General features: G+C 33.5%; 8 protein-coding genes. 4 read left to right on the plus strand and 4 right to left on the minus strand.

Features of this window, described 5'->3' with window-relative positions; translation table 11 throughout:
• Positions 1–34 precede the first annotated feature (34 nt).
• From QYS47_RS03395 to QYS47_RS03410, 4 genes are all read left to right on the plus strand, one after another.
• Positions 35–2,110, plus strand: a complete 2,076-nt coding sequence (locus QYS47_RS03395) for a vWA domain-containing protein (RefSeq protein ID WP_322347722.1) — start codon at positions 35–37, stop codon at positions 2,108–2,110.
• 184 nt (positions 2,111–2,294) lie between these two features.
• Positions 2,295–3,596, plus strand: coding sequence for a peptidoglycan DD-metalloendopeptidase family protein (locus QYS47_RS03400; protein WP_322347723.1), 1,302 nt, complete (start codon positions 2,295–2,297; stop codon positions 3,594–3,596).
• A 216-nt stretch (positions 3,597–3,812) separates the two neighbouring features.
• Positions 3,813–4,466 (plus strand): OmpA family protein, encoded by a 654-nt coding sequence (locus QYS47_RS03405; protein WP_322347724.1) that lies wholly within the window; start codon positions 3,813–3,815, stop codon positions 4,464–4,466.
• A 4-nt stretch (positions 4,467–4,470) separates the two neighbouring features.
• Positions 4,471–6,480, plus strand: a complete 2,010-nt coding sequence (locus tag QYS47_RS03410) for an OmpA family protein (RefSeq protein ID WP_322347725.1) — start codon at positions 4,471–4,473, stop codon at positions 6,478–6,480.
• Between the two features lie 56 nt (positions 6,481–6,536).
• Here the strand turns inward: QYS47_RS03410 and QYS47_RS03415 are convergent, their stop codons facing one another.
• The 4 genes from QYS47_RS03415 to QYS47_RS03430 are packed head-to-tail and all read right to left on the minus strand — an operon-like array spanning position 6,537 to position 12,310.
• Positions 6,537–6,827, minus strand: coding sequence for a DUF6787 family protein (locus tag QYS47_RS03415; RefSeq protein WP_322347726.1), 291 nt, complete (start codon positions 6,825–6,827; stop codon positions 6,537–6,539).
• 28 nt (positions 6,828–6,855) lie between these two features.
• Positions 6,856–8,169, minus strand: coding sequence for a TolC family protein (locus QYS47_RS03420; RefSeq protein ID WP_322347727.1), 1,314 nt, complete (start codon positions 8,167–8,169; stop codon positions 6,856–6,858).
• Between the two features lie 6 nt (positions 8,170–8,175).
• On the minus strand, positions 8,176–11,235 hold the full coding sequence (locus QYS47_RS03425; protein WP_308357772.1) for an efflux RND transporter permease subunit: 3,060 nt from the start codon (positions 11,233–11,235) through the stop codon (positions 8,176–8,178).
• Position 11,236: 1 nt separating this feature from the next.
• Complete coding sequence (locus QYS47_RS03430) at positions 11,237–12,310, minus strand: efflux RND transporter periplasmic adaptor subunit (protein WP_322347728.1); 1,074 nt, start codon at positions 12,308–12,310, stop codon at positions 11,237–11,239.
• Positions 12,311–12,440: the final 130 nt, after the last annotated feature.

Genomic DNA, 12,440 nt, shown 5'->3' on the forward strand with positions numbered 1-12,440 from the left:
TAATGATAATTAAAGATATAGTTAGCCTTCAAAAATGCTAGATATAAGCTATTCACCATATTGGCTAATTTTATGCTTATCACTTGGTTTAGGATATGCTTTCTTGCTATACAACAAGCATAAAGGGCCTTGGAAACCTATTTGGAATAAAGTTCTATTCGTTCTCAGAACAATTGCTATTACCTTAATTGCCTATCTTTTATTGGAACCCTTTTTGAATATTCGAAGAACAGAAAGTGAAGATTCTAATATTGTTTTCCTTATAGATGATTCTGAATCAGTTAATGAAGGAGATGATAATTTTAATAAAACATTTTCATCAATACTTCAACTAAAGGAAAAGCTCGAAGACGAGAAAGGGGTACACATTCCAATCTTAAACTTAAAAGGTGATATAATTACTAGTTCAGATAGCTTGGAAGGTTTTCAAAAATCTAGTCCCTTAAATCAGTCCTTAAAAAATATTTCAGATCTAATTGATGAAGCATTAATCTCAAGAGTGGTTTTATTTTCTGATGGAATTTATAATCAAGGCATTTCACCTGATTATTATGCCTTTCCTTTTGAGCTCTCAACAGTGGGTTTAGGTGATACTGTTCAAAAGAAAGATGTTGTATTAAAAGAGATCAGATATAATAAGGTAGCTTATCAGGGCAATGAATTCCCAATAGAAGTTGATATTTTACAAAGCGGATTTGAAAATCAAGTTGGACGTGTAAAGTTGCTTAAAGAGGGAAAAACAATAGATCAAGAGGTAATCAATTTTATAGGGGATGATAATTTATCGACTGTTCAGTTTTTAGTTTCTGCAGATGATTTTGGTTTCCAATCTTATACTGTTAGAGTGGAAGCCTTAGAAGGTGAATTTATACAAGAAAACAACAGCAAAAATGCCTATGTCAATATAATTGAAGGTAAAAAGAAGATTTTATTTTTAGCGCCCTATCCTCACCCTGACATTAAAGCATTAACCGCTTCACTTGATCAAAATACTAATTATGAATATGAACTAAATATCGCCTCGGTTAATAAAAAGCAGCTTAAAAATATAGCCGAATATGATTTAGCTATTTTGTTTCATTTGCCAAACCGAAATAATGTTTTCATTTCTGAAATTCGAAAGATAGCCAATGCAAATATTCCTATTTGGTTTGTAAATGGCCCAAATATGGCTTTTAATATTCATAATGAAGTGAATAAATCAACCGAATTAAGACCTTCTGCTGAGGTAGATGAAGCTTTCGCTTATATAAATCCAAAGTTTGATTTATTTCAATTGGAAAATGAAAAGCAAGAGATCCAATCAAAACTGCCACCAGTATATTTGCCGTATGTTAAACATCAATTTCATCCTTTGGCTCAGAGTTTTATGATGAAAAGAGTTGGGAATGTTAAAACTCAACAACCCATATTTGTTTTTTATAAAGATGATCAAACAAGGCAAGCTACTCTTCTTGCACAAAATTTCAGAGTTTGGAGAATGGTAGAATATTTAAATACTGAAAGTTATGATTTTTTTGATTCGTGGGTTTCTAAAACTATTCAGTATTTAACTGCTAATAATAAAAGAGACCTATTTAAAGTATTTCCAATAAAAGATGCCTTTCTAGATAATGAAATGATAAAATTCAATGTAGAATTGTACAATGAAGTTTTCGACAGGATATTTGATGTTCCCATCCGCTTGATCTTGAAAAATGAGAAGGATAGTATTTTAAATTATGAATTTACACCTGATAGGCTTAAGCCAAATTTTGATTTAGGAACTTTGGCCGAAGGAGTCTATGATTATACAGCTATTGGTAATTTGCAAGGTGTAAATTATACTTCTTCCGGACAGTTTGTGGTCGATCAATTTGATATTGAGAAGCAAAATTTAAAAGCCAATTTTAATCTATTAAGAAGAGTTGCCCAAAAGAATAATGGGAAGTTCTACAAAGTAGATGAATTAAGTAGTTTAGAAAGTGATTTGATGGCTAATGATTATCCTAAAGTGTTAAACGGTGAATCTGAGGTTATTCCAATAACTCAAAATATTATTCCTTATATAATTATTTTGATTTTATTGTTTTCTGAGTGGTTTATCAGACGATTTTTCGGGTCTTATTGATAAAAAACACCTTATTTGTATTAGATTCAAGCTTTGAAAAACCACATTTACCAATCAAAATCTTAATTAATCCTTTTGTTTTTAATAAAAAATTAAATAATCACTTTAAAATAAAGTACCTAAAGTATTGATATTTAGAAAAATATAATAATATTGCATCTGGCAACAAAGGACAATTATTAAAATGAAAAGAAAACTTACTAGTGCACTCATACTTTTAGTGTTAATATTAACCACATATTTTTTTGTTTTTGAGTACTACGCTAGCTCTCCTTTGATAGATAGCGCAAAGGTAGAATCTGATACTGCTCAAATCAATCTGGTCAAACCAGATCCTACCATCTTATACGGCATGGTAGTTGATTCTTTTCAGGTTGCAGAACATGCCGTAAAAAGAAACCAGAGTATTTCTGATATATTATTAGCATATAATGTTTCCCACCAAACCATTTTTCAATTAGCTAATGTTGCCAAAAATGTATTTGATGTACGTAAGATTGCACCTAACAAAAAATATACGATAATTTATCAAGATAATGACTCATTACCTTCTGCAAGGGCTTTAGTGTATGAACCAAACCCGGAAGAGTATGTAGTCTTTAACTTAAAAGATTCTATTAAAGTATATGTCGAAAAAAGACCAGTTGAAGTTAAAGAGAAAGCAATTAGTGGTACAATTCAATCTTCACTTTATGAAGAGATATTAAAAAATGGAGGAACTCCTGAATTAGTCGATTTAGTAGCTGATATGTATGGATGGCAAATTGATTTCACCAAAATTTATCCTGGGGATCAATTTAAAGTAATATACACTGAGAGAACAATTGAGGGGAAATCTGTAGGCATAGAAGAAATTATAGGTGCAGAATTAATTCATTATAATAATCCATTTTTATCCATTGCTTTCGATCAAGGCGATGGTATTGATTATTTTGACGAAGAAGGGAAAAGTTTAAGAAAAGCATTCTTGAGATATCCAGTGAAATTTACACGAATTAGTTCAAGATATACTAAAAGAAGATACCACCCTGTACAAAAGAGATATAAAGCTCATTTAGGGACTGATTATGCAGCACCAACGGGTACGCCAATTTATGCTGCTGGAGATGGTGTAATTCTTAAAGCAAGATATGAGAAATTTAATGGGCGTAATGTAAAAATCAGACATAATGCTACTTATTCTACGCAATACCTTCACATGTCAAGAATAGCAAAAGGAATAAAGCCAGGATCAAAAGTTAAGCAAGGCCAATTAATTGGTTATGTAGGTTCTACAGGTTTAGCAAGTGGACCGCATTTGTGTTATCGCTTTTGGAAAAACGATAAGCAAGTTGATGCTTTAAAAGTAGATTTACCTCCTTCTGAGCCAATTAAAGAAGATTATCTTTCAAACTTCATGAGATATAAAGGGTATGTGAAATCAAAATTAGATCAAGTTTCATACCCTGAGGCTGAAAGTGAAGTTCTAATGGCAAAAGTGAAGTAATTACTTTTAATAAGTTTGTAAATATTTCATCAACCAATAAATATAATTCTCCCCGAATTTTAATATAAGATAAGTAAGGTCTCGGATAGAAATCCTATTATTTCATCGAATATTTTTATGCAATTCAATTTTTAAAAGTAGTTTTGTACAATTATTTTTTAAAAATTTTAAAGAAATTGCAAAATGAAAGGTTTGTTCCTTATATTAAATTTTATTTTGATTTTTTCAATTCAGAATGCTGAGGCTCAATTAGGTGGAAATTGGGTAGATTTGGAAGGTAAAGTCATTAGTAAAGCTTTGGAAGCACCTATTAAGGCTACTTTGACTTTAGAAAGTTTACCTTATGGCGCTGATATAAGAGTGTTTCATTCTGATGAGGAAACAGGTGATTTTTCTTTTAAAATCAAAGAAAATAAAGCCTATAAAATAAAAGTTGAATCAAAAGGGTACATATCCTTAGAAGAAGAAATAAAAATTGAAGATGAAAATAATCCTGTAGTCTTCAGTCTTATGCCTTCTGGTGAAGGAACTATACTCAGACTGGATATAAACTTTAAGCAAAGTAAAGCTGAGATTCTTGAAGAATCTTATAAAGAGTTAGATAAGCTCATGCAAATGCTTAAAGAGTATCCGAATATGGAAATTCAATTAGAAGGGCATACAGATTTTAGAGGAAGTGCTTCTGCAAATATGAGATTAAGTGAGAAAAGGGTGAACGCAGTAAAATCTTATTTGACTTCTAAATCCGTAGATGCTAAAAGAATAAAAACTAAAGCATTTGGAGGTACTATGCCTTTAAGCCGAGAAAATACAGAAGAGGCAAAATTAAACAATAGGAGAGTGGAAGCTCGAATATTAAAGACGGAATAATAAAATGAAAAAACTATCTTTAGTAGCAGTAATCACTATTTTCTTTTCAAATATCGCTTTCAGTCAAGATACTAAATGGGCTGATAGAGTGATTGAGTATTCATCTCAATTGGAAGAAACACAATTTTCAGTTGAGCAATTATTAGGAAAACCTAATGTATATCCTTGGGGTGAGGGTAGTCCGAGTGCATGGACACCAAGCAGACCCGGAAGATCAGAATTTGTAAAAGTAGGGTTTGACAATCCTAAACCCATTCGTCAAATTGCAATTGCTGAATCATATAATCCTAGTGCACTCACAAAGATTTACTTTTACGATGAGGAAGGCAATGAATATCTAATGATTGAAAGAGAGCCTGTAATTGTTAATCAACCAGGTCGTTTTTTAAGGTTATTTACTGAGCTTACCGAATTTAACGTAGCTGCGGTTAAGTTGGAATTTGAAGGAGAAGCTGTACCAGGTTATTACAGTATTGATGCCATTGGTATTACAGATTCAGAAACACCTATTGACCTGCAGTTAGAATTGGTGCCGAATGTAAAGGAAGAATTAGTTTCAGAACGTTTAGATGAAAAGGTAAATAGTCCTTATGAAGAATTAAAACCAATATTAAGTCCTGATGGAAAGCAATTATTTTTCGGGAGAAAATTTCATCCAGATAATATAGGTGGGATAGAAGATTATGAGGATATATGGGTGAGTGATCTTGACAGTATAACTAATGAGTGGAAAGAAGCCCGAAATGTTGGTGAACCTTTAAATAGTGATGGACCAAACTGGGTGAGCTCAATCACGCCAGATGGGAATACTCTGGTATTGCTTATTGGTAATGAATATGATGATAAGAAAAAGAAATTATTTTCTGGTGTGTCTGTATCATCTAAAGAAGGCGATAGCTGGTCAAAACCTGAGAGCTTAAAGATTGATGACTTCTATAATATGTCTGAAAAGGCTAATTTTTATCTGGCAAACAGTAGAAAAACATTGATGATGTCAATCAAAAGAGATGATTCATATGGGGATAGAGATTTATATGTGAGTTTTGAAAAAAGAGATGGCACGTGGACTGCTCCAATGAATTTAGGTGATGTAGTGAATACAGCTACCGATGAGACTTCCCCTTTCTTAGCAGCGGATGATAAAACTTTATTTTTCTCCTCTTCGGGTTACATAGGCTTCGGAAAAAGTGATATCTATATGACTCAAAGATTAGATGATACATGGCAAAATTGGAGTGAACCCTATAATATGGGGCCACAAGTAAACTCAAGCGGTGATGATTTATTTTTCAGTATGCCTGCGGAAGGTAATTATGCTTATTACACAAAAGAAGATTCTGTTGGTAATATGGATATTTACCGTTTGCCAATGCCATTATTTAATGAACTTAATCCAGTTATTACAATTGCAGGTAGAGTTGTAGATGCAGAAACTCAAGAACCACTTGATGCAATAGTATCTTATGAAACATTAGATGGTACAGAGGTTGGTAGAGTACAAACTGACCCTACAACAGGAGAATATAAAATTGCTTTACCTGCCGGGCAAGAGTATCAATATATTGCAAGAGTTAAAGGCTATTTACCAATCAGTGAAAATGTTGATTTAACCAATCAGAAGGAATCAAAAAGTTTTAATAATGACATGATCATGGCTCCTGTTAAAGAGAAAGCTGAGATCGTTTTAAACAATGTATTCTTTGCATTTGATAGCTACGAGCTATTAGCAAGCAGTAAATCTGAATTAGATAGAATGGTTGAGGTGATGAATGATAATTCAGCTATTGAAGTGGTTATTATTGGTCATACCGATAGCACTGGTCCGGAAGAATATAACCAAATGCTTTCTGAGAAAAGAGCTCAATCAGTTGTGAATTATTTAACAAATAATGGTATCAAATCAGAAAGACTTGAGTATGTTGGTAAAGGTGAAACTGAACCCGCTTATCCTAACGATACTAGAGAAAACAGAGCTAAAAACAGAAGGGTTAACTTCAAAGTGGATAAGGAATAGAATTAATTCATATAAATTGAAAAAGCCGGTATAACCGGCTTTTTTTATGTCTAGTACTATTTTTTCCTTTTAAATCTATTTAAAGTTTTTTTTACGAAGCCAATAAAGAATTTACTTTGCCCCAGAAGGAATCCATAAAATAATAAGATGATAAAATAAACAGGTAGGATAAGTATATAATAAACCGTTGTAAAGATCCAGTTTCGTTCTTCTTTTGCAGCTATTAGTGATAAAACTGGTTCCTTTAAAAAAAGAACAGTAAAACCAGTACAAGCAAACACAATTAGAACAACGAATACTTGCCAACCAGATTTAAGATTCCATCTGTTTTTAAGTTTCTCAAACATTTAGAGCTAGTTTTAGCACAAATGTAATTTAATTTATGGAGTCTTTAGTTAACAAATTACCGCTAATGGCTAATAGGTTGATTTCTGCTTGTTTAGCAAGGTAAATAGCATTTAATAATCTGCTTTCTGCCTCAATAGAGTTTAATTGAAATTCTCTTAATTCAATAGAATTAGATCTTCCTACTTTGTATCTTTCTAATGCGATATCTGCATTTTCTTGAGCCACATCTAAATTTTCATTCTCAAGCTTTATTAAATCAATTTTATTTTTGTACCGCACGTAGGCTGATGATAAGTCACCTTGTAGTTGGTTTTCTAACTCTTGCATTGCAATTGTATTATTTTCTACTGCTATCTGAGTAGTTTGGTTTCGTCTCCGTCTATCTAAACGATCGAATATCCTCCATGATAAACTCAATCCATAGCTTAATCCTAATGCTTGGTTTTGAAGTAAAAACCCTGCCTGGGCATTTAAGTTAGAATAACCATAACCTAGGTTGAAATCTACTTGAGGAAGTAATTCTGTATTAACTGTTTTATTCTGAATTTTAAGAATATCTTCTTGCTGCATTAAAGCTAATAGTTCCTTATTTCTAGTGTTAAGGTCTTCTATTAATTGATTTAATTCTAAACTAGTATCAATAGACATGCTATCCGTTGCGATAAACTCCTGATTAGGATCTTGTCCTAAAAGTAAGTTTAAGGATACTCGTGCCTGCTGTACGAGTTCTTCCTGATTCATTAAATTACTTTTATCGGTATTTAAATCTACTTGAGCTGCCAATAATTCAGTCTTTGAGAACCGACCAACTTCATAATTAGCTTCTGCAATTTCAAGTCTTTCTTGTGATAGTTCAACAGCCGATTCTAATACACTGAATTGATATTGTTCAAATACTAATTGAAAATAGGATTGTATGATGCTTCCTAAGGTATTTTCTAAAACTGCCTGAGTTTCAAATCGAGTTTTGTTCCTTTCAACTTGTAATGCTTTGTAATCCAAAAACATTTTAGTACCATCAAAAAGGGTCCAAGTCAAATCACCTCTAACGTTAAATCGATTAGATTTTGCTCCATTAATTTCTCTTGGTGGCCCTTCGATAAATTGCTGGTTTACATCTTCAATATCAAAAGATTGTCCACTAGCAATGTCTATAACTGGTAGAAAAGCAGAATAAGCGTAATTTGAATTTAAAACAGCTTCTTTTTCTATATTTTTGGCCGTCCTGATGGAAAAATTATTCTCCATTCCAATACTTACAGCTTCTTCTAAGCTAACTTCCTGTGCTACTGCATTGAAGCTAAATAATCCTATAAAAATGAATGTGATATATTTTATCATAAAAAATTAAGATTCTACACGAGAAACACGTGCACGTTTACTAGCTAAATAAGAATAAATAGCAGGGATAACATATAATGTTAATCCAGTTGCGAAAATTAAACCTCCAATAATGGCAATTCCCATTGACACTCTACTTTCAGAACCCGCACCAAGTGCCAGAGCAATTGGTAAAATTCCCAGGATGGTAGATAAAGCTGTCATTAGTATCGGTCTAAATCGTGATTTAGCTGCCTCAACAATTGATTCAGTTACATTTAATCCTTGAGCTTTTTTCTGATTTGCAAATTCCACAATCAGAATAGCATTTTTAGAAACTAAACCTATGAGCATGATGATGCCAATTTGGCTAAAGATGTTTAGAGTTTCTCCAAATAACCAAAGTGATAAAAATGAACCTCCTACAGCTAATGGAACCGTAAATAATATGATTACAGGATCTCTAAAACTTTCAAATTGGGCAGCCAATACTAAATAAATTAATACAATTGCAAATCCGAATGCAAATAGTAAACTCGATGAACTTTCAAAATAGTCTAAGGACGCACCAGATAAAGAAGTGCTATAAGTCTCGTCTAATACTTCTTTTGCAATTGCATCCATAGCTTCAACACCATCTCCAATTGTTTTGCCTGGAGCTAAACCTGCAGATAATGTAGCCGAGATATATCTATTATATCGGTATAAGGATGGTGGTGTTGAGCTTTCACCTAATGTTACCAAGTTGTCAAGTTGTAACATTTGACCATTTTGTGCTCTCACATACAAAGATCGTAAATCTACTGGTGCATTTCTGTCGTTTCTTTGAACCTGACCTATCACCTGGTATTGCTTTCCATCCATAATGAAGTAATCAAACCTCTGTCCACTAAGGCCTAATTGCAGTGTTCGAGCTATATCTATTACCGAAATTCCCAATGATTTAGCTTTTTCTCTATCAATCTGTATATCAATCTGAGGCTTAGTAAATTTTAAATCCTGATCTACCACTGTAAAAGTTGGATCCTGCTGCGCCTTTTCTATGAATTTAGGTAAGGCTGCTTGTAGTTTATCTAGTGAAGTGGCTTGAATTACATATTGAATCGGTAATCCCCCTCTTCTACCACCGATGGTTTGTTGCTGGAAAGCAAAGGCTTTAGCTGCAGGGAATTGACTAAGAATAGGTGTGTATTCATCATATAATTGCTGTTGACTTTTCTCTCGGTCTTCAGCATCTACCAACATTATCCTCATAAATCCAGAGTTAGTACCCTGAGTACCAAATCCAGGTGATGTTACAGAGATCAAGCCATCAGTTGGTAAAGTATCCATGGTAACCTCTACCAAATTATTGATGTATTCATCCATATAATCGAATGTGGCGCCTTCAGGACCTGCAGCATTTACTGAAATCATTCCACGGTCTTCCAATGGCGCTAATTCAGAAGGTAGTGTTTTAAATAAACCATAAATTAAGGCACCTGCTCCTAAAAATAGAATTATTCCCATCCATCTCACTTTCATGAAAGCGTCTAAACTTCTTCCATACCCTTTGTTTAGCCAAACGAAGAATGGTTCTGTTTTTCTGTAAAACCAATTATGTCTTTCTCGCTTCTTCAATATTCGGCTACTCATCATTGGGGTTAATGATAAGGCTACAAATGAAGAAATCATTACTGCTGTTGCTACAACTACACCGAATTCTCTAAATAGTCTACCCGTAATACCTTCAAGAAAGATAACCGGCATGAACACTGCTACTAAGGCAACGGTTGTCGCGATAACGGCAAAGAAAATTTCTACAGAACCTTTTTTGGCAGCTTCCATTGGTTGCATTCCATCTTCCACCTTAGTATAAATATTTTCTAATACCACTATGGCATCATCCACTACTAAACCGATGGCTAGTACTATCCCTAATAAAGTCAAAACATTGATAGAAAATCCCGCTAGATACATGAAAAAGAAGGTTCCTATTAAGGCTACTGGGATTGTCGCAATTGGAATAACTGTAGTTCTCCAATCCCTTAAAAAGGCAAAAATGATTAAGATTACGAGAATAAATGCGATTAAAATGGTTTGCTGTACCTCATTTATTGACTCTCGAATATATTCTGTTTGATCAAATCCAATTCCCAAATTAATATCTTCGGGAAGGTCCTTCTTGATATTATCAACCCTTTTGTAAAACTCATCCACAATATCGATACTGTTGGAACCAGGCTGAGGAATTAAAACTACACCCACCATTGGTATTCCATCTCTTTTTAAAACAGTTCGCATATTTAGTGGGCCTAATTCTGCATATCCGATGTCAGAAAAGCGGACAAACGAATTATTTTGTTCTGCAATAATTAGGTTATTGAAATCTTCTTCGCTTTTAAGCTGGCCTTGTGTTTTCACTACCAACTCTATCATATCACCTTCAATACTTCCTGAAGGTAATTCAACATTTTGATTTTCAACTGCGCTTAAAACGTCTAATGGGGTTAATTGATAAGCAGCAAGTTTTATGGGGTCCATCCATAATCGCATCGCATACCTTTTTTCTCCCCATATTCTTACTTCACTAACACCTGATATTGTTTGAAGCCTTTCTTTAAAAGTATTTTCTGCAATAGCGGATAATTCTAAAAGACTTCTTTCCTCACTGTTAATGTTTAAGAATACAATAGGTTCTGAATCAGCATCTGCTTTGTTTACGGTTGGAGGTTCAGCATCTTCTGGCAATCTTCTTCTTGCTCCTGAAACCTTATCTCTCACATCATTGGCGGCAGCTTCTAGATTTTCACTTAAATTGAATTCAATGGTAATCCTACTTCTACCTTCAGCACTTGTAGAAGTAATAGTTCTAATCCCTGCGATACCGTTTACCGCTTCTTCAAGTGGTTCCGTGATTTGCGATTCTATTACATCTGCATTAGCTCCAGCGTAGTCAGTAGTAACTGTAATGATTGGCGGATCAACTGAAGGGTATTCTCTAACCCCTAAAAAATTAAATCCAATAAGGCCAAAAATTAATATTACCAGTGATAGCACTATGGCTAAAACAGGCCTTTGTATACTTATTTTTGATAAGGAAGCCATCTTAGTTTTCTAGCTTTTTAATTTCTACTTTTGCTCTATCTTTTAATTGAGGAACACCCGCAATTGCTACTGTATCCCCATTTTCAATACCTCTTAGTATTTCAACCCTATTTGCAGTTCTCGAACCTAATTCTACTTCTTTTAAATGAGCCATTCCATTTTCAATAACATATGCGGTATGTCCATCTGCTTTTGGCATAATTGAAGTCGTTGGAATTAAAATAGAATTTTCTCTATTTTCAAGACTTAGGTTAATTCTAATAAATTGACCTGGTATTAAAGTGTTATCGGGATTTTCAGTTTCAGCCCTAACAGTTAAGGTTCTTGTTACAGGATCAATTTGTGGCTCAATGGCATAAACTGTCGCTTCTCTATCTTTATTCTCGGCCTCTGAATTAAAAGTAATTTTACTTCCTTCTTTTACCAATCCGCTGTATCTACTAGGAACAGAGAACTCAATTTTAATAGGATTTACATTATATAATGAAGCGATTTGTGAGCTCGGTGTAATATAGCTTCCCTCACTAACATAACGCAAACCGATATATCCGGAAAAAGGAGCTCTAATTCTAGATTTATCAATTTGAGCCTGCAATGCTTCTATTTCTGCTTCAGTAGTTTTTAAATTGGTAAAGGCGATGTCATATTCTTCCTTACTGATTGCTTCCTTTTCCAGCAATTGCTTTTGCCTTTTCTCAGTTTCTGCATTAAGGCGTGCTGTATATTTTAATCTTTGAAGATCAGCTTCAAGATCAGCTACATTCGTTTGAACGAGTAACTTACCTTTTTTTACATATTGACCTTCTTTGAAATATATATGGTCTATTTTACCAGATATTTCGCTTGCTAGTTGCACAGATTCATTGGCTAATAATGATCCTGTTAAGACAATGTCATTTTTGAAAGTTTCATACTGAACCACTTTAGCATCTATCGTTATTTTAGTGCTAGCAACAACAGGCTCTGATGAAACTTGTTGCTCTTCTTCAGAGGAAAAAATATCTGGAAATACTAAGAATATGATAACGGCAACTATTGCGATAAAGGCAATAATTCGTATTGCAATTTTGTTCATAGTGAATAATTAAAAAAGTAAGCTAATTAATGTGCAAACATACAAACAGATAGAACTATGCTAAAGATGAAAAGTTGCCTATTTTGAAAGCTTTCACTTTAACGGCAGGAAATAGTGATGATTGGAAGGT

Source organism: Marivirga arenosa (assembly GCF_030503875.2).
Taxonomy (GTDB): Bacteria; Bacteroidota; Bacteroidia; order Cytophagales; family Cyclobacteriaceae; genus Marivirga; species Marivirga arenosa.

What these genes read in the sequence shown, in the direction of transcription:
- QYS47_RS03400 (WP_322347723.1), top strand. Translation starts at nt 2,295, where the DNA reads ATGAAAAGAAAACTTACTAGTGCACTCATACTTTTAGTGTTAATATTA.
- QYS47_RS03430 (WP_322347728.1), bottom strand. Translation starts at nt 12,310, where the DNA reads ATGAACAAAATTGCAATACGAATTATTGCCTTTATCGCAATAGTTGCC.
- QYS47_RS03415 (WP_322347726.1), bottom strand. Translation starts at nt 6,827, where the DNA reads ATGTTTGAGAAACTTAAAAACAGATGGAATCTTAAATCTGGTTGGCAA.
- QYS47_RS03410 (WP_322347725.1), top strand. Translation starts at nt 4,471, where the DNA reads ATGAAAAAACTATCTTTAGTAGCAGTAATCACTATTTTCTTTTCAAAT.
- QYS47_RS03395 (WP_322347722.1), top strand. Translation starts at nt 35, where the DNA reads ATGCTAGATATAAGCTATTCACCATATTGGCTAATTTTATGCTTATCA.
- QYS47_RS03425 (WP_308357772.1), bottom strand. Translation starts at nt 11,235, where the DNA reads ATGGCTTCCTTATCAAAAATAAGTATACAAAGGCCTGTTTTAGCCATA.
- QYS47_RS03420 (WP_322347727.1), bottom strand. Translation starts at nt 8,169, where the DNA reads ATGATAAAATATATCACATTCATTTTTATAGGATTATTTAGCTTCAAT.